At 33.6% G+C, this 19115-nt stretch carries 19 protein-coding genes and 1 tRNA gene; 7 read left to right on the top strand and 13 right to left on the bottom strand.

Features of this window, described 5'->3' with window-relative positions; translation table 11 throughout:
* Positions 1 to 149: 149 nt before the first annotated feature.
* A complete protein-coding gene (locus tag IW16_RS11150; protein WP_084694533.1) occupies positions 150 to 746 on the top strand; it encodes an integrase core domain-containing protein in 597 nt (198 codons plus the stop codon).
* Between the two features lie 25 nt (positions 747 to 771).
* Positions 772 to 1296 carry a hypothetical protein gene (locus IW16_RS11145; protein ID WP_034743819.1) on the top strand — a complete coding sequence of 175 codons (525 nt, stop codon included), beginning with the start codon at positions 772 to 774 and terminating at the stop codon, positions 1294 to 1296.
* Positions 1297 to 1724: 428 nt separating this feature from the next.
* On the opposite strand, the gene IW16_RS11140 is transcribed toward IW16_RS11145, so the two are convergent.
* The 6 genes from IW16_RS11140 to IW16_RS11110 form a co-directional block, all read right to left on the bottom strand.
* The gene (locus IW16_RS11140) at positions 1725 to 2159 is read right to left on the bottom strand and encodes a hypothetical protein (RefSeq protein WP_073175750.1); all 435 of its coding nucleotides are present in this window, start codon (positions 2157 to 2159) and stop codon (positions 1725 to 1727) included.
* Between the two features lie 10 nt (positions 2160 to 2169).
* Positions 2170 to 3321: an RHS repeat domain-containing protein gene (locus IW16_RS25680; RefSeq protein ID WP_051890111.1), complete on the bottom strand. Its 1152-nt coding sequence runs from the start codon at positions 3319 to 3321 to the stop codon at positions 2170 to 2172.
* Between the two features lie 10 nt (positions 3322 to 3331).
* Positions 3332 to 4441, bottom strand: coding sequence for a hypothetical protein (locus IW16_RS11130; protein ID WP_034743812.1), 1110 nt, complete (start codon positions 4439 to 4441; stop codon positions 3332 to 3334).
* Positions 4441 to 5895 carry a hypothetical protein gene (locus IW16_RS11125; RefSeq protein WP_131327876.1) on the bottom strand — a complete coding sequence of 485 codons (1455 nt, stop codon included), beginning with the start codon at positions 5893 to 5895 and terminating at the stop codon, positions 4441 to 4443. The genes IW16_RS11130 and IW16_RS11125 overlap by 1 nt, the downstream gene beginning before the upstream one ends.
* Before the next feature lie 256 nt (positions 5896 to 6151).
* The gene (locus IW16_RS11120) at positions 6152 to 7291 is read right to left on the bottom strand and encodes a hypothetical protein (protein ID WP_034743806.1); all 1140 of its coding nucleotides are present in this window, start codon (positions 7289 to 7291) and stop codon (positions 6152 to 6154) included.
* Between the two features lie 459 nt (positions 7292 to 7750).
* The gene (locus tag IW16_RS11110; protein WP_034743800.1) at positions 7751 to 8872 is read right to left on the bottom strand and encodes a hypothetical protein; all 1122 of its coding nucleotides are present in this window, start codon (positions 8870 to 8872) and stop codon (positions 7751 to 7753) included.
* Positions 8873 to 9109: 237 nt separating this feature from the next.
* Here IW16_RS11110 and IW16_RS26085 point away from each other — a divergent pair, with 237 nt between their 5' ends.
* Complete coding sequence (locus IW16_RS26085) at positions 9110 to 9322, top strand: transposase (protein WP_165571977.1); 213 nt, start codon at positions 9110 to 9112, stop codon at positions 9320 to 9322.
* A gap of 91 nt (positions 9323 to 9413) precedes the next feature.
* Here IW16_RS26085 and IW16_RS11105 read toward each other — a convergent pair.
* The 3 genes from IW16_RS11105 to IW16_RS25675 all read right to left on the bottom strand — a co-directional run bounded on the left by IW16_RS11105 (position 9414) and on the right by IW16_RS25675 (position 11086).
* Positions 9414 to 9498, bottom strand: a tRNA-Ser gene (locus IW16_RS11105).
* 211 nt (positions 9499 to 9709) lie between these two features.
* The gene (locus IW16_RS11100) at positions 9710 to 9937 is read right to left on the bottom strand and encodes a hypothetical protein (RefSeq protein ID WP_034743797.1); all 228 of its coding nucleotides are present in this window, start codon (positions 9935 to 9937) and stop codon (positions 9710 to 9712) included.
* A gap of 114 nt (positions 9938 to 10051) precedes the next feature.
* Positions 10052 to 11086, bottom strand: a complete 1035-nt coding sequence (locus IW16_RS25675) for an acyltransferase family protein (RefSeq protein WP_084694531.1) — start codon at positions 11084 to 11086, stop codon at positions 10052 to 10054.
* 220 nt (positions 11087 to 11306) lie between these two features.
* On the opposite strand from IW16_RS25675, the gene IW16_RS11090 reads away from it, so the two are divergent.
* Positions 11307 to 11666 (top strand): helix-turn-helix domain-containing protein, encoded by a 360-nt coding sequence (locus IW16_RS11090; RefSeq protein WP_034743794.1) that lies wholly within the window; start codon positions 11307 to 11309, stop codon positions 11664 to 11666.
* A gap of 572 nt (positions 11667 to 12238) precedes the next feature.
* On the top strand, positions 12239 to 13645 hold the full coding sequence (locus IW16_RS11085) for a T9SS type A sorting domain-containing protein (protein WP_034743791.1): 1407 nt from the start codon (positions 12239 to 12241) through the stop codon (positions 13643 to 13645).
* A gap of 167 nt (positions 13646 to 13812) precedes the next feature.
* Here the strand turns inward: IW16_RS11085 and trxB are convergent, their stop codons facing one another.
* The 3 genes from trxB to holA form a co-directional block, all read right to left on the bottom strand.
* Complete coding sequence (gene trxB / locus IW16_RS11080) at positions 13813 to 14754, bottom strand: thioredoxin-disulfide reductase (protein ID WP_034731014.1); 942 nt, start codon at positions 14752 to 14754, stop codon at positions 13813 to 13815.
* Between the two features lie 305 nt (positions 14755 to 15059).
* Positions 15060 to 15953, bottom strand: a complete 894-nt coding sequence (locus IW16_RS11075; RefSeq protein WP_131327875.1) for a hypothetical protein — start codon at positions 15951 to 15953, stop codon at positions 15060 to 15062.
* 77 nt (positions 15954 to 16030) lie between these two features.
* Positions 16031 to 17068: a DNA polymerase III subunit delta gene (gene holA / locus IW16_RS11070; RefSeq protein WP_034743788.1), complete on the bottom strand. Its 1038-nt coding sequence runs from the start codon at positions 17066 to 17068 to the stop codon at positions 16031 to 16033.
* Positions 17069 to 17075: 7 nt separating this feature from the next.
* On the opposite strand from holA, the gene IW16_RS11065 reads away from it, so the two are divergent.
* On the top strand, positions 17076 to 17507 hold the full coding sequence (locus tag IW16_RS11065; RefSeq protein WP_034743786.1) for a type I restriction enzyme HsdR N-terminal domain-containing protein: 432 nt from the start codon (positions 17076 to 17078) through the stop codon (positions 17505 to 17507).
* Positions 17508 to 17995: 488 nt separating this feature from the next.
* Positions 17996 to 18610: an HAD family hydrolase gene (locus IW16_RS11060; RefSeq protein ID WP_034743783.1), complete on the top strand. Its 615-nt coding sequence runs from the start codon at positions 17996 to 17998 to the stop codon at positions 18608 to 18610.
* Between the two features lie 12 nt (positions 18611 to 18622).
* Here the strand turns inward: IW16_RS11060 and IW16_RS11055 are convergent, their stop codons facing one another.
* Positions 18623 to 18949, bottom strand: a complete 327-nt coding sequence (locus IW16_RS11055) for a winged helix-turn-helix transcriptional regulator (protein ID WP_034743780.1) — start codon at positions 18947 to 18949, stop codon at positions 18623 to 18625.
* Positions 18950 to 19115 lie beyond the last annotated feature (166 nt).

The raw sequence follows: 19115 nt of genomic DNA, 5'->3' as shown, positions 1-19115 counted from the left end.
ATAAAAAAAACCTTAGAATAAAATATCCTAAGGTTTTCTCTTGCGGAGAGAGAGGTTCTAATATGACGGCTTTTATATGTAAACTACAGCATGATAAGCCTTAAAAATCAACGTTTTAATAGATTCAAGATACGTTTGAAAGGTCAGCTTTGGAACAGAAAAGAGTCCTTCGTGTTTATCGAAATATTAATTTAAAACTAAGAGTTAAGCGCAAACGTCGTATTCCGTGTCGGATTAAAGAGAAGCTGATTGTCCCAGGCGCAGTCAATGAGACATGGTCAATTGACTTCATGAGTGATGCTTTGTCTAATGGACGAAGGTTTAGGGTTCTGAATGTCATTGATGATTATAATAGAGAGTCATTGGTTAATGAAGCATTTTATTCAATTCCAGGTGTCAGATTGGTACAAAGATTAAAAGAATTAATCACATACAGACCTAAGCCCAAGCGCATAAGATCCGACAACGGTCCTGAGTTTTTATCCAAGGTTTTTGTGGACTTCTGTAAAGATAATGACATTGAATTACAATATATACAACCGGGAAAGCCCGCACAAAATGCATATATTGAACGCTTAAACCGCACATTCAGAGAAGATGTTTTAGATGCATATCTGTTCGGATCTTTAATAGAAGTAAATACAATTGCTTATGAGTGGCAGATCGATTATAACAGTAACCATCCGCATAAATCGTTAAATGGACTTAGTCCTTGGCTATATGCTAAAGAAGTTTTAGTCTATTAGAGTGTATTTTATATTTATCAACTGTTTGAAAAAGGGAAAGTCTTCAAATAGAGTTTATGATAAAGTGAAAAGTTGGTTATTTCCTAAAGTGCTTAAATCTTACCCAAGAGAGGCTCAAGAATCAAACAATAATTTGAATAGAACATTCTGGAACACTAGACGGTTATTAATTCAAATTCAAGGCTTTTTAGAAAATGAAAAATTGAGAATCAGAATTGAAGGTAATTTTACTAATAATGGACTTAATCATGAAGGTAAACTTTATCATTTCATAACACCGTTTTGTAAAATCTCATTGAACAATGATAAAAGAGGTAGATATAATATTACATATTTCCTTAACCCAAATCTATTAGAGATTATAGGTGATAATTACGGTAATATTTTGGAAGCCAGAATTTATGAATTAGTCACTGATAATGAAATGAAAGGATTTATAAATGCCAATCAATTAAATTGTATATATGAGAGATACTTCAATGAATCATTGACGATTGCTGAAACGAAACCGAATTATATGGTTACAATTACAGAAAAAACAATTTCTTAAATAAAACAAAAAACAGACGTAGCTTGTCTACGGTATTTTTGAAAAAAATAATTTCCTCATTTTTAGAGGAAATTTTTAATATCACTATATGCATTGTAACGACTTAGAGGCTTTGTTTTTCATTTAAGTTACTGATATTCATCACATTTCTCATTACAAAAGGCAGATTGAAATTTTACCTATTCTTCATCACTTTTTAATGTTGAAACAATAAACAAAAATCAAGGTGTAAGCATTTTACTATATTCTAGAAAACAAAAACTTCTCCCATTTTTTGAGAGAAGTTTTTGTTTTTTTTATCTTGTAAGACAATATATTCGATATTTCACACATTAACAATTTAATTATCAGTATTTTATTAAAAACAAATAGCAAATTGGATTTTCATCTAATTTTAAACTCAAACTACATAATTAAGAGGTTTTTGCTTATGATTTTCTATTAAATGGAAAAAGATGCTTTTTATATTGTCTAAATGGAATTTCCAAAAAAACAATATAACCAGCCAAATAAAAAGAAAGATTCATTATTGGATTGACTAACCAATATTTATTACTAATATTAATACGAATATATGACGACAGTTCCAATCCTAAAAACATATTATAATAAATTTTCTCAACGGCTTTTTCTGACATAAACATTGGAGAAAAATTTAATAAACATACAACTACAGCATATAGAAATAAGATTACAGAAAAGAGAGATTTTTCTATTAATAAAGAAACAATTAATAGAATAATTATCAAGTTAGTGGAATCAATAAAAAATTTATTAATGGAAATATTTACATAGCAATGAGCTATGAAGTCTAAAAAAAGCAATCCAATAAATATAAATCTTAAAATATAAACGATTTTCATAGAGTTAATTTTACTTAGTTTTATTCCAATATCCAACTTTATTTCCGTATTGTTTTTTCAAGGCTCCTGTAGTCTCAATTTTAGGGCTTACAAATAGTCCATTCTTAGAAAATGTATATTCTGTTCCATTTTTAGAAGTACCAAGATATGTGGCAGCATGGTTCAAATCAGTGCTCCCATCGTTATTATCACCTTTAAAAGCAACTATTGTTTTTCCAAATAGCTTTTTATCAGCCTTTTCAAAGCCTGACTTAATGAAACTCTGAAACTCACCTGGGGATAACTCGTAAGAAAAATAATCTGATTTTAAACTTTCCCCACTACCAGCTCTAAAAGCACAGGCAAAACAATTATAGTTTTTATCTGATAACCAGCTACCATTATAGTCTCCTGAATTAACAATAGCATCTGTAATAGCATCATTAATAGGTGCTGCAATACTTTCAGGAACAGCAATACTCGTTCCTCCAGAATCTTGCATACCTGCAAATAATTTATCTGCCTGTTTTTGGTCTATATTTAGTGTTTTAGCTAGTGTTTCGGCAGTATCTCCTTTTTCCATTTTTAAAGCTAAATGCCCGCCTGTAAGCTGCCCATTTTTATTTTTATCAAATTCTATTGTAGGAATCCATTTAGATTCTCTTCCATCAGGGTCAATTGCATTGATTGGATTATTATAAGCATAATGATATGGTGACCAACTACTAAACTCTTCACTCAAAGGGTCAGGTGAAAACCACCTCCCTGAGGTATCCAAATAAGGTTGTGCATCTGGGTCACTTAAATCAATTTCTCTGAATTCAACAATCTCTTTGGTCTTTTTGTTGAATCTTACAGAGCCAATACTTACAATAGAATCCTTGTCATGGAACTCTAAATACTTTCCTTTGCTTAAAGTAGCTACTTTAGGATAATATCCATACTTTTTAAAAGGGTTTCCAGCCTCAATGTTCTTTCTTCTCCTTTCTGCTTCCTCTGGAGTTAATGGGTCTTTGGATTTCAAAACCTCATCCATATAAGGTTTGTTTCTTTCTTCTTTAGTTAGCTTTACAGGGTTTATAAAAGGTTTCTCTGCCTTTGGTTTAGCCTGTGGCTTACTTTTCACTTGTGCCTGTGTAAATCCTGCAACAAGTATAAAAGCAGTCAATACAATTCTTTTCATAGTCATTTGGTTATTTCGTAAAGTTATTTAATAATTTTTTATTCTCGTATTTTTCTCTTTCTGTTTTTAAGGAAACTAACCAATCCAGATACATTTCCTCTGGCATTTGTCTGTAACCAAGCTCATAGATGTGAGTATATTCTTTAGTCATTAGCTCCATGAGTTCTTTAGCTTTTGGGTCTTGTTGAGCCTTTTTTATATTTTCAGGATTAGTGGAACTCAGATTTTGTTTATCCATCAACTTTTCAAACTGTGCTTTGTGTGTTTCAGCTTTCAGAATTAAGGCTTTAGCAAAGTTTGGGTAAACTTCTAAGGCTCTGTTTACAGTCTTTAGTACAAACTCACCATCATTGTCAGGAAAATTTCTATTGTATGCCTGTGCTAAATCAAAAAGACATAAAGCAAGACTTTCTTTGTTGCTCAGGGCTTTCATAAACACTCCATTTTTTATGGCATCCAAATGAATGAATCCCGAAGCCATTAACCACGAATCCTGTGGGAATATACCACTTGTAAGCTCTGTGTTATACCAGCCATCAGATTTGATTTGATGTTTGATGTAAACGTGGTTGGGTGCTAGTGCCAGATTAGCTTCTACTCCCAATTCCTCAGCTAAAATCTTGTACAGATAAGGCATAGAATTACAGTTCCCTTTTTTGGTAGCCAGAAGTTTAGATACAAACAAATTAGTAATGTCTTTATGCCCAAATACATCTTCAAAATCATAGTTGAAAGGTTTGTACTGGATTACTGTATCTTTTATAGCAATGGGCAAGGTCTGGCACATGATGGAATACACTGCTGCATACTTGCTTACCTTGTCCTTGTCTGACAATTTATAGGTTAAATCCCTGCTCTGAACAATAGCATTAGCAAAGCCCTTTAAAAAGGTTATTTCTCGATTCAACTTATCTGTATCTAACTTACCTTGATAGTAAGCATTTTCCACACTAAAAACAGCCTCTTTGAAGCTGTATTGCTGTTTATCATTCAGCATGTTGTCTAATGTCTGGTAGGCTTCGTTATAAAACTGATTGTTTTGTGCCTTAGCTGTTCCAGCACTCAGCCATAAAAATAGTAGAGTTAGGAATAAAGTTCTATATGGTAAATGTCTTTTCATTATAAATGTTTTGGGTCTATTGGGAAATACTGGGCTTTCTCCTTAGACTGGTCAGATTCTTTTTTCTTTTGTTTCTGGGCTTCCTGTAGTTTTTGCTTTTGTTTTTCAGCATTAACCTGTCTCATTCTTTCAGCAAGTTCTTCACTTTTCTGTCTGTTAGCTTCACCTTTCATATTACCCAGCCACTGCTCGTAAGCTCCCTCTGGCATCATTACAAATCCTAAGTTATCAATGTTGTTAAACTGGGCTTTGGTCTCTTGTAGTAAAGCCAATGCTTTAGGATAAAATCTAATGTTTTGAAGTTCCTCTGGATTTTCAAGGTCTTTAATTCCTAATTGACTGGCTACATAAGTCAATCTTGCCTGTTGATACATGGATTTAAGCTGATTGGCATAAATGTTATTGGGTGAGTATTCAAGTGCTTTATCCAAAGTTTTTCCCACAAACTCATCCATACCATACTTATGAGCATACCCATTGGCTAAATCTGCATAGAACTGGGCTAACAATTCTTTTTTACTCAGGCTTTTCATGTAAATGTCATTCTGTAAAGCTTCTGATTTTATATAACCTGATTCCAGAATTAATGAATTGGCTGTAAAAATACCATTGGTAAGTTCTGCATTTTGCCACTCTCCCTCTTCATCCAGAAACTTAATGTAAGTATGATTAGGAGCATAAGCTAAAGAGGCTTCTGTGTTCATTTCCTCTGCCAGCATCAGGTACAATAAAGGCATTGAATGACATTGTCCTGAGCCTGTTTTGAGTAGTTTGGAAACAAACATCTTAGAATGGTCTTTTTGCCCCATATAATCCTCAAAATCATATTTATAGGCTTTATGTTGAACTCCTCCCAGCTTCATGTCTTTAGAGAAGTATTCAAATATCATCAGATTTTTATCTGTGTTGCTTTCCGTGTCCTCTTTTCTTTCTTTCATCTTCTGCAAAAGTTGCTTTGCAGTTTTCTGAATTCCAGATTTAAATTGATTAAAATTTTGTTTGCCCCCGTAGTAAGCATTTTCCACAATGAAATTGGCTTGACTTACTGTGTAGTTGTCAGTATTGAGTAATGCTAATTGAGTGTAAGCATCGTAATAGGCTTGTGTGCCTTCTTTTCCTGATAAAGAGGGTAAATTGTAATAAGAATCTTCTGTGGCTTGTTGCCTGTTGTATTCTTCCTGTTTACTTCTGGCTTCCTGCTCCTGCGCTACTCTCTTAAAATCCTCTTGAACCATTCTCATATTCTGCTGGTCTATCTGTGAACTTTTTTGATTGTATAAACCACCATGAGGAACTGAGGGAAAATTTGACCTTGCTGGGTTACTATAGTTTTGATTAGAGTAATTTTGAATACTACTTGCACTTGGTGTAGAGGCAGTTGGAAAATTAGGAATCTGTCCAAATCCACATATACTGATACACAACAAAGGAAAAACTTGTAGTCTTTTCATCATAAATACTCTTTTTTCTTGTGCTTATTAAGGGTTTGCAATTTTACGAAAATTCATTGAGTTGTGAAAATTACAGCCACTCATAAACATATATATTTAGACAAAAGTATATGAGGGAAACGACAAAACTTGTCGTGTTACTAAATTAATATTATGAGAATTTTATGAATGTAATAAACCTATTCTGCTTCGGTTATGAATTCAATGACCTCGTTATATTCTTTTTCAATTTTAAATGTTTTTATAATTATATTTAAATTTAATTTTCAAATACTTCTTGACTAACTTTTCTAACTATATAACCAGTCCACTCTATAAGATTTATATTGAATGGTAAAGGATATAATTTACAACCATTTTTATCACTATCAGAAATTTGTGGTAATGAGATTCCAGCATAGTATCTTTCATTTCTTACACCACTATGAAGATATTTACTTCTATCAATGTAATATTCATCAAAAATCTTTCTTAGAACATCATTTAAATGATGTTTAACAAGGTTTAAAACTCTTTTTCTAATTGAATAAATTGCTTGATTACAACACTCACACTTATCACCCATTACAAATTCAATTTCCGTAAGAACTTCAATACAGGACATGAAATAAGTAATAGTGATTTCTTCAGGCATTTTTGCATTTTGTAACTTCAAACCATTAACGTAGTGATGGCTTGCTCTTAATAGTTTTAAAATTGAATCATTTTTTGATTGAGGAATTTTTTCAAGTGCTTCAAATACATATTCAGGTAATAAAAAATGATTATTTTCAATTGGATACTCATCAATCCAATCTAAATCATTTTGAAATTTGTTAGCAACTGTTATACTTGTTCTTTCTTTTAATAAGCTTGTCTTTTTATGTTCAAATCTAGAATTAGTTTGTGTAGACAGTAATGATATAATTTTATCCACAATTAAAAGTATCTCTTCTTGTAGCTGTTCTTTGGAATAAGCATTATGTACAATTTCTACATATTGTTTATCATTAATACAGTACATAGAAATATTTTTAGATTGATAAGGATGGAGATAGGAAACTCCAAAGAGAGACCTAATATCAAATTCTAAAGCAATTATAAATTCTTGTTTTAAAATTATACTTCTTCTTTTATTGATTTCTTCAAAGAAATCAGATTGTTCTTTTGTGATACTTTCCTTTTGAGTTGTAAAGATAACGGAAGTAATTTGACTCTTTGTTTTTCTTACAAAAGAAACATTATAATCACCAAACCCATGAATAGACACACTACCCACATTAATTAAATTATCTGTTTTAAATGGAGAGTACTGCCAACCCATTTTAGTTTTCTCTAAAATTGAAGACCATATCTTCATCAATTCTTCGTTTGCAGATTCAATATCTTTTGATATTATTTTAAACTCATAGTTATTCATAATTATTAGCTGTTGTATATCTCATAAATATAGAAACAATCTTTAAATCTAAAACTACTTTTTATATGTTTCCAACATACCTATATGAACAACAACCCCCTCCCATTGTTTTGATTTTGGTAGTGCCCCCTCTTTTTGAAATCAGACTTATTGCTATTTATTTGAAAAAAGATAAAATATTTTTAGTTTGGGGATTTTACGAAAGGCAAAAGTTTTGTTTTCAACTCCAACTATTTTCCAAATATGGTAGAGAATCCAAAAATCACTAACTTTGTAGAATAACAAATGTGGGGAAGATGTGGGACAAAAGAATCTAATAAAAACAAAAACCCACTGATTATCAGTAGGTTTTATTTAGCATTTGCGGAGAGAGAGGGATTCGGCCCCCGGACCTGTTACAGTCAATAGTTTTCAAGACTATCGCAATCTCGATAAACGGCTGTTAGGCATCGTTTTTTGTTAGTGATTTTCTCTCTTTAATTCCATTTGAATAGTGTCCTTGTATAAAATCATTTTCCATTGCATTGAGTTATTTCTAAAATTGTTAATCTGAACAGGAATCGTATCTGGCTTATTCCGGTTTTTTTCATAAGATATAACTTTAAAATTCTGTTCTTTATCATCGTGATGATACTTCATAAACAGTGAAGTACTATCCACATACATATATGGATTCGGACAATAATACATTTTTCCTCTTTCTTCAATATAAATTGTTTTCCAGGCCAAAGTATCTTGTTTCCATTGATTTTCTGTAACCAATTTTCCATTACGGATCATCGATGTGACTTTCCATTTTCCAAAATATTTTTTTGAAAGGTGAACGTCATAATTATAGTAAATAACAAACAATAAAGGAATTAGAATACATAGCACACGAGCTATTGAGCGTGAAAAATTATTACCAATTGATGGCAGTATACTTTTGTGTTGGTTAAAGAAGTTTATTATATTAACTTTTTGTTGTAAAAACAGATGTACTAACCCTAATGTTATTAAGATAGATGTAAATAATGTAATGGGCCCGATACTATAAAAAACATTAATCAAAACAATATTCAGCATTACAGGTAAAAGTATTGCAATGCCTAATAAAGTGGTACGTTTGAATAACAAAAGAACACCACCAATTATTTGAAAAAATGCCAAAATCACAGCCAGTCCGTAAGAAAATCCATAATATTTCCAGGTTAATTCCGGCCCTGTTAATGCACTTGATAAAGAATCATTGATATGATATGAATAATTAAAATTAACTTCAAATATTTTTTGAAAACCAAAATCCAATAGTAGAAATGCAATCCAATACCGTAACAACGTTGAAAGCCAAGAAATATATTGTATAGAGTTAAAAGTTCCGTTGTTTTCTTTTTTGTGCCAATAAAAAGAAAAACCAATTGAGAACAGTATTGCCAATCCTAATGTGAAAAATCCTGCTGGCAATATAAACTGTGATATTTTATAAGGTAAAAGAGGTAAAATTATAAAAAGAACAGTATTTGCGGCACCAACAATTGCTAAAAAGGATAATGAAAATTTCGAAAACCATGTTGTATTATGCATTACTTCGGCTGAATTCATAGATTTTTTTAATTAAAATTTGCGGTTTCTGCTTATACAAACATTATTTTTTCTCGAAACAAAAACATAAGAATTTCATGAAAAGACAATTATATCTACACTCCGTGAAATTGTTCGCTAATATAATTATTTATTTATGAATTAGATACTTAAAAAAAACTTTCATGAATACAAAGATCATTAGTAGGAGCGATAAAAAATATACGAATTAACGGGCAATCAAAAACTCGAATAAAATTGCCTTTATCTAAAATAGAAAAGAAGTCATTTATTACTTTAAACAGGACTATAACCAATCATTACAGAGATACATTGAATTACTTCGAGACAAGAAGTACCAATGCAGCCGCTGAATCTTTTAATGCCAAAATAAAAAATTTTAGATTACAGCTTAGGGGAGTGAAGGATCGTTCTTTTTTCTTATTCAGAGTAGCAAATCATGTTGCTTAGCCCCCCGGATTTTGCCATGATCCGTTGCATCTAAATTTATATTTTGAGATAAAAAAAACCTTAGAATAAAATATTCTAAGGCTTTCTCTTGCGGAGAGAGAGGGATTCGAACCCCCGGACCTGTTACAGTCAATAGTTTTCAAGACTATCGCAATCGACCACTCTGCCATCTCTCCTGAATAACGGCTATACCGTTGTTTTCAGTGGTGCAAATATAAAACGATTTTATATTTCTGCAAAACTTTTGGAGGATAAATTTTAACGAAACTTAATAAGAAGCTTAAAATCAGGCGAATTATTTTCAGTCATTATTCCGACAGGATCTCTATTCCCATCCTTCAAAACTAAAAATGTAGTCTTTAAAAGCCTCCGCACCTTTTGTTTTGCTTAAGATCCTTTAACCTCTTCCCTGTCTACAATGGAAATGAAACTGTTTTTTAGAAGATCCGACGGATATACAAACTGATCTCCATTTTCTCCCTTCACCACAATGGCGCCCTGTTCATCATTCAGGCACTTGTCCAGCTGGCTTTGCATTTCATTAAGTCTTCCCTCCTGAATATTGATAGTATACGTCCCTGTAACGTGTTTGATTTTTATAATCTTTCTGTCCATATTATTTTTTTTGACTGGCGTTTAAATTTAGGTATTTTCTTTGAAGTGTAAAGATGTTTTTCATTAAGGTCAAATGCATGTACTACGGATAAGTTCACTTAGAAAAACAGATGATCACGATACTGCCTTTGGTTCTTTATTACTTAAAAGATTAATCACCTTATGTCCTAGCTTTATAAATGGTTTTTCTACCCACTTATTGAGGACAACAGACATCAGATAGGATAATACCACAACAGATAAATAGGCTATAGTTAACAAGAAATATCCATTCATCTTAGGTAAAATATATAAAGTAAATACAAAGTGAATGATATAAATAGAATAAGATTTTTCACCTATTTCCTGAAAGATTCTATTATTTACTATTTTGGATTTTTCAGCAATTAGAAACAAACAGCAAAAAGCAATACCCGATAAAATAGGAATTAAAATATGCTGATATTCCACTTCAAAATACATCAGTGAAAAAGAAGCAGCAGTAAATAGGACAAACCCTATTAAAGCACCATTAAAGCTTAAAAAATGTTTCTTTTTGAGGTAAAATATAATTCCAATAACAAATACAGAAATTTGGTTAAAGATGCTCGTATATCTATATTCAAACGGAATAAACATCCTTTTCGAAATCAGTACTAATAATAGCTGCCCCAGAGCGATAACAAACAATCCCTTTAAAACAGGTCTTCCCGATTTCATAAACTTGAAAAGAAAAGGAAATATCATATAAAAAATCATTTCCGCTCCTATAGACCATCCTCCATGAACGATACTTTCATTGGCTGCAGGTACAAAGCCATGGATCAATAATACATTTAAAAATATATTCTTTAAAGTATAGGCCCCTGCAGAGCCTTGCGATAAGTGAAGAATGTAGTACAGTACAATTCCAAAATAGTAAATAGGAAATATTCTAAAGTACCGTCTTATATAAAAATTAAGAGTGGGATTGGATTCCTCTCTGCGATTTTCTGCCGAAAGGCATAAGGTATAAGCCGATGCTATAAAGAACAGCTGAACACCCATCTTTCCATAATAAAAAAGAGTTGTTTCAAATCTGGTTGTAAAGGTAAATAATGAGGAAACGTGGACCAAGACTACCATTAGAATGGCAATTCCCCTTAGACTATTGATATGAGATTGGTGCATCCGCAAATATAGTAATTTCTAAAAACGATCTAAAATACTGGGAGATGAATTTGAAGTATCAGCGTAAAATACCTGTTTTCGACCAACTAACAGATATTCAAAGAGTATTCACACTGAACGATTAATACTTCTAAAAATATCGAAAAGCTTTTCAGAAATACTTTACTGCTTGATCTTAACCAAACATTTTTCTATATTTGTAAAAAACACACCCACCACTATGGAAAAGCTAAGAAATCTAAGAAAGCTAAGAGGCTTCACGCAAGAATACATGTCCAACATTCTCGCTACAGATGTATCCAACTACAGCCGTAAAGAAAGCGGTGAAGTAAGGATCTTTGATGAAGAATGGGTAAAACTGGCCAAAGCTTTAGACGTTCCCGTAGAAGATATTAAAGAAAACAAGCCTGGCAGTATAGTCAATTTTAATGACTCTTCAACCAATTCAGGCGGATTCCTTAATAATTATTACAGTATCCCGGAGTATATCTTAGAAAACCAGCAGGACTATATCAACCTTTTAAAGGAACAGATTGAAATGCTGAAAACAGAAAATAAGAAATTAAAATCCAGAAGATAAATCTGTACAACAGACCATCTATAAACAAAACTGCTTCCTCCCAAAGCAGTTTTTTCATGTCCAAAATACCACTGCATCGATTTCAAAGCAGATCACATAAGAAGAAAACTAGAGATTTGTCAGGAAATTTAAGTGTTTAGAAGCTTTTGTGACTTTTGTGGTGGTAGTTCTTTTTAAACCACCCCGTCAAAAATTCTTTGAATTTTCGCCACCCCTCCGAAAGAGGGGAATTTAATCCTACGAATTGCAGTTGGCTTAACAGATTGTTTTCGGGACATCGCAACGACGCAAGTTCTTTTTATACAACACTTTTTAAAGAAAAAGGATTTTAAATAAACACCATTAAATTAATTATCATTTTTTTCACGAATTAGTTATTTATAACATATTCAGCATTAAAATTATTTCAGACAGAAGAAAGAAAATTTTTCTTGAATTTTAAATATTTATAGTTGATTATTAGTTAAATATTACTATTTAAAAAAAACACAAAATAGTAATAATGAGTACTTTAATACCTAAAAAAAACAAATGACAGACCTCTTTTTTATCTATTTTTGCAAAAAAACAAAATGAGAAAAATAATTTTACTATTAACATTATTTACAGTTAATGTTTTCTATTCCCAACTTTCTAAGGATATTTTATTTGCTTCAAATGGAATACATCACTTGCCCACAGGAACTTTCCTCTTAGGAAATGTGACCGATACCAACAGTAGTGTCTTCTATCGGTCATTCGATTCCAGTACAAATCAATTGGTGATTTCTAAAGCGATAAGTTACACAGGCCCCCTAGACAATACTTTTGGAACCGGTGGAAAAATTTCATTGGATTATCAATTGGATGATATTATTGGCTTTTTAAGACATTCCGATGATAAATTAACATTGCTTTGCAAAAAAGTGGATCCTGTCACACACAACGTTTCTCATTTTGATGTCATTAGATTCCTTCCAAACGGACAACCGGATACCTCATTTGGTAACGGAGGAACAAAAATTTTAGCACATTCTGTATTATTTACCGATTTATATGAACAGGGTAATATCATACTTATCGCTGGAGAGGGATATTATCCTACTGGTGCGATGGATTCCCAACTCCATATGTTTAGATTAAATTCTGATGGAACTGAGGACAGCAGCTTTGGAAATAACGGAGAACTTGTAATTCCCAATATTCCCGGTTATATTTTACAGGATCAGCAATCCAGTATTATTTGTTTCTATGCCTATACTATAAAAAAGTATAATTTAAATGGCCAAATCATGACCAGCTTCGGCAACAATGGAGAAGCGACAGTCGATCCTCCATTAGCTATAAGTAAGGCTTTAATAGACAGCAACAATAAAATAGCATGCTTAGACATGCAAGGCACCGGATCCGGTTACGGCACAGTAAAAAGGATAAATTCAGATGGAACCATAGATACTGCATTCAATTATAATCCACCGACCGAAACGATGCTTTTAGACCTTTATGAAAAAAACGGCTACTATTATGTTGCCGGAAATAAAAGTAACAGTGGTGGATATAGTTATTACATCTCCAAGCTTGATCAAAATGGAACTGTAGATCCTGCAGTGGGAAACTTTGTGGAAAATGATGCTGCTTTGCAAAATCATACTGCCGATGCAATTAAGGTTTTTGATAATCACATTATTGTATATGGCGGACAAGGTATGTATAATGGAGCTTTTGAGATTGTTAAATATTTACTTAACAGCCCAGTTTTATCCACTAAAGAATTTATCCAAAATAGAGCAATACAAATAGAAAATCCTGTAAAAGACAAATTAGTCGTTACATCAAAAGAAAAGATCAGCACTATTGAAATTTATTCTTCCAACGGAATATTGGTAAAAAAACTCATTGCTGAATCTTCCGATGTTTCCAATTTAACAAGTGGAGTTTATGTTCTGAAAATTAATTTTCAAAATGGTAAAAACAAAACCTTTAAGATCATCAAAAAATAGATCCATTTTATAATCAAATCTGGTTAAAATCTATACATTAAATTTATAAAAACAAATAACAAAACTGTTTCCGGGGAAGCAGTTTTGTTGTTTACGGGCACTACGGATAACTTGAAATAAAAAAAGCGCACCCATTGGGCACGCTCTGTATTATAAAAAACTGAATATTAATGTAATTCAGCAAGATATTTCTCTGCATCCATAGCAGCCATACATCCGCTTCCTGCAGCGGTAATAGCCTGTCTGTAGATATGATCCTGAACATCTCCTGCAGCAAATACCCCCGGAAGATTGGTTCTTGTAGATCCTTTTTCAGTAAGGATATATCCGTTTTCGTCAAGATCGATCTGTCCAACGAAGATATCAGTATTCGGTTTGTGACCGATGGCGATGAAGATACCGTCTACATCTACTGAAGATTTTTCCTGAGTCTGGTTGTTGATGATCATAGCTCTTTCTACAAGGCTGTTCTCCCCTTCAATCCCAATTAACTCGTGGTTGAATTTCACTTCGATGTTTGGTGTGTTTTCTACTCTGTGGATCATGGCTTTAGAAGCTCTGAACACATCTTTTCTCACCAACATGGTTACTTTTTTTGTAAGCTTTGCAAGATAAGTAGCTTCTTCAGCTGCTGTATCTCCAGCTCCTACTACTACAACGTCTTTTCCTCTGTAGAAGAATCCGTCGCACGTAGCACATGCCGAAACACCACCTCCTGCATATTTTTTCTCGTCATCAAGACCCAGATATTTTGCAGTAGCTCCTGTAGAGATAATCACTGTTTTGGCAAGGATTTCTTTGTTTCCTGCATATAATTTGTGAACACCGCCTTCTTCTTTAGAGAATTCAGCTTTGGTGATCATTTCGTAATGAACTTTGGTTTCGAATCTTTCTGCCTGCTTTTGCAGATCCATCATCATTTCAGGCCCTGTAATCCCAGCCGGATATCCTGGAAAGTTATCAACCTCCGTAGTTGTTGTTAATTGTCCGCCCGGCTCCAAACCTGTATACAGTTCAGGTTTCAGGTCTGCTCTTGCCGCATATATTGCTGCTGTAAAGCCAGAAGGCCCGGACCCAACGATCACACAATCTAAAATGTTTTGCTCCATAATCTACTTGTTCAAAAAGATTTAAATTAAGACCGCTAATTTCGTAATTTTTAATGTTTTATTAAAGTATTTTTAATGATACTTGTCAATATGAGATATGTGAGCTGTCAATGAAGGGATTGAAGGCATAGAGAACAGCTTCTCGGGGTGCAGGTTACAGGTTTTCAGCTAAAGAAATACAATACGGGATAAAGGTAAAGACGGAAGGTGATTATAGGATTCAGGGTTTCGGCATGCGTTTTACTTTCTTAGTTTCCTTCCTCTAAAACACCAATTCTCCTACTCTCTTACTCTCAAATCCAAAACTACTCGATCATCCACTTCAACAGATCCCCCTGCTCTACAATATTCCACGAGTGCGGATGCTTTGTTCCGTCTGCCCTGATACCGCGGTCTTTGGTCTCAATAAATTCGGTATGCCGGCTTCCTAATTTCAGGAGTGCCTGATTCGCTTTCTCCAGAATATAGGCGTTAAGGTCTTCGTAGGTTCTCTTTTTCTTTTCAAACTGCCATTTCAGGTCCGGTTCACAGTAAAACCTTATTTTGATATCTTTCAGGTATTGGATATTACTTTCTTTAGGATCTGTGGACATGACAAAAGGTGACAAAGCTTTATATTTATCTCGGTTTGTTGCTGGTTTACCTATTTCCTTTTCAAAAAGCGCAATCAAATATTGCCCTTCCTCCACGGCATCTGCATCAGCTTTTTTTGCGACTTCCTTTTTAGCACCAGTGTATAGCCTTTCCAGATCAATAGGTGAATCAACCACCAGGAGGCCTTTGGGCTGCAGAGGATACTGATTTTTAATTAAGAATGATGACATAAGAAGTGCCACATTTCCTCCACCGGAGAAACCTCCGAGGTAAACATTCTCCCCGGAAATTTTGTTACGTTTAAATATCTTTTGCAGTGTTTTTGCGTATTCTTTTTTTTCAGATTCAGTTAAGAATAACTTCTGATTATAGTCTAAAAGAATGGTCGTAATTCCCTTCTTCTCAATATCTTTTAAAAAGCCAGCTTCAGTTTTTGTATGTTCTATATTACAGGGAAAGCAGGGAAATAAAACAAGCACAGCTTTCTGTTCAGGTGCTATACGAGCTTCATAATGACTCCCTTTTACCGTTTGCCCAAAAGCCTTCTGAGCCAATAAACCCATTAAAAATACAGACAAAACAAATCCAAAAACAGTTCTACTCATATGGTATAAAAATATTCCCTAAAACAACTGCAGCTTAAAAACTTTCTTAGTCTAAAACTCTCCCACTCAAAAACATCCTACACTTTCATCTTGATTTTATCCACATTAATGATCTTGTACACCAGCTCCTTGATCAGCTCTGCCTCCCCCATATTGACTGCTCCGAGGCCCTTTCCCTTCATATCGAATTCTCTGAGGATAGAAATGACTCTCGTTGCGTGTTTCAGCGGATACAGCCTTGCGCTTTCCGCATAATCTTTGATGAAATAAGGGTTTACTCCCATCTGCGAAGCAATAGCCTGTGGCGGCTGTCCGGCCATGGTATGATAAATGATCACATTGGAGAAGTAGCTGTACAGATTGGCCAGCATCATCACAAAAGGATTGTTCTTGGGATTTTTACCCATAAAATGTGCTATCCTGAAAGCGGAATCTGCATTTTTGGTCCCTAAAGCTTTCTGAAGTTCAAAAACATTATATTCTTTACTGATCCCGATGTGGTTTTCTACAATCGTTCCATCCAGTATTTCGCCTTCTTTCAGGATGATCTTCAGTTTATTCAGTTCGTTGGCAATTCTTGAAAGGTCATTTCCCAGATATTCTGCCAGAAGCTGGGAAATATTCGGGGCTGTTTTTATTTTCAGCTGCACACATTCGTCAGCAATCCATTTGGCAAGATTACTGTCTCTCACAGACTCACTCAAAAACAGGGCTTTGGATTTGTCTAAAGCTTTTGCAGCCTTTTTCCGGCTGTCCAGCTTTTTATGCTTGTGGGCAAAAACCAATACGGTTGAAGGTACAGGATTTTCCACGTACATTTCCAGAACACGGTTTTCCTCTTCGTTAAACCTCAGATCCTGAGCTTCCTTTACAATGATCACCTGCTTATCCCCCATCATCGGAAACTGTCTCGCCAGAGAAAGGATCTCCTGATAGGTAGTATCTTTTCCATAGACGACCGTCTGGTTAAAGGCTTTTTCATCTTCCTCCAGAAAGTCGTGTTCAAGGACTTTTACAGCAGCATCAATAAAGTAAGGTTCTTCTCCGTGGAAAAAATAAATAGGTAAAACTTCTTTATTTTTAATATTTTTGAGGATTAAATCTAATTCTTTCATCTTATTAATGGAACTTCCAAAACTGAATTTTCAGGACACTTTTGATTTTAAATTCAAGAAAGACAAAGATAAGTTTTTTATTTATGACTTGGTCCGCAAAACTTACCTTCTGCTCACTCCTGAAGAATGGGTACGCCAACACTGGATCCACTATTACCTCACGGTGAAAGGCTATTCTGCATCGGCATTGATTACTGAAAAAAAGATCCTTCTGAACGGCCTTACCAAAAGAATAGACCTTCTGATCACCGAAAAAACAGAACCCATTATTCTGATCGAATGCAAAGCCCCACAAATCAAGCTGACGGAAAAAACCTTTGAGCAGACCGCCAGATATAACTCCATTATCGGAGCCAAAGAAATCATCCTGACCAATGGCCTGCACCATATTAATGCGTACTACGAAAATGAACAGTATAAATTCTATAAACCGGAATAATCCATCTGTATAACTGGCGAAGCATACTTCAACCAAAAAAATCACAAAAGCTTCTAAACACTTAAGTTATTATAAGGTACTTCACACGCACAAGAAGTACACTTAAGTTTTAAGAAAATTCAAAGATTTTTATAGTTACCGATTTGCAGCGTAAAATAATTGTGACTTAAAACGTATCCCATAAAAGGAACTTCCTCTTTGCAATACGCAAAAAAAAAATCTGTTAAGACAACTGCAATTCGTAGAATTAAATTCCCTTCCTCCGGAGGGGTGACGAAAATTCAAAGAATTTTTGACGGGGTGGTTGAACAAGCCTTTAAACACTTTAGCTATTATAAGCTCCGGAAAATCTTTGATTTTCTGCTTATCCCATATTATTGTTTCCAACATAATTAACTTTTACATCTAAAATATGTATAAGCGTAAAAAACTTTTGCGACTTTTGCAGTTGAAAAAGAATAACAAATTAAAAAAGGTTACGAACAGATATGGAAATTAAAAATATTATCTTCGATTTTGGTGGTGTTTTAATGGACTGGGATCCAAGATATTTCTTCAAAAATTATTTTAACGATAACGAAAGAATGGAATATTTCCTGAAAAATATCGCCCAGGATGAATGGAATATAGAACAGGACAGAGGACGAAGTCTTGCTGAAGGAACAGAAATACAGGTGAAAAAATTCCCTGAATGGGAAAAAGAGATCCGCGCTTTCTACGACAACTGGACGGTCATGCTGAAAAGCGATATTCCACAAAATGTAGAAGTTCTCAGAAAGCTTAAAAATACAGACTATAACCTATTCGGACTGACCAACTGGTCGGAAGAAACCTTTCCTTATGCATTGGAAAACTATGATTTCTTCCAGATATTTGAGGGTAAAATTGTAGTTTCCGGAACAGAAAAACTGATCAAACCTGATCCTAAAATCTGGCATATCCTTTTGGAAAGATATGATATTAAGGCTGAGGAATCGGTTTTCATTGATGATAATACGAAGAATATTGAAATGGCAAAGTCATTAAATTTTCATACCATTCAGGTAGATCCTGAAACAAATTTGGAGCAGGAACTCATCAAACTGGGGATAAAAATTGGATAATTACATACATTATTAGTCTTTTTTATAAAACCATTCAATAGTCCAATTATTGAGTGCCCTCATCGTCGCCTCCAACTCTCTTCCTTTTTCAGTTAAGGAATATTCAACTGTTGGCGGAATCGTTGCAAAAGCCTCCCTCTTTACAATTCGATGCTCTTCCAGTGTTTTTAAATCTTTGACCAACATTCTGGTATTTATTCCAATCACTGCCCTTTCTAACTCTTTAAATCTTTTCTTGCCATCCAGCAAAGTGTAAATAATAAGAAAAGTCCATTTTCCTCCCAATACCTCCAACGCACTTTGCATGTCGCACGTTATTTTTTTATCAATTTCACTCACTTATATCTAGGTTTTACGGTAATACTTTACATTTTGTCATTGATGTACATAAGTGTACCTACTTGCAAATATAAAGCAATTGATATAATTTTGCAAATCTTTTGTAAGAAATCAAATAAATACAGGGTAAAAATAATCCGCTACTTTATTTGAAAACAATATTTAA

It is taken from the genome of Chryseobacterium vrystaatense (assembly GCF_000737765.1).
GTDB lineage: Bacteria > Bacteroidota > Bacteroidia > Flavobacteriales > Weeksellaceae > Chryseobacterium > Chryseobacterium vrystaatense.
The sequence above is the reverse complement of the archived record's forward strand: the minus strand, read 5'-3'. Positions and strand labels throughout refer to the sequence as shown.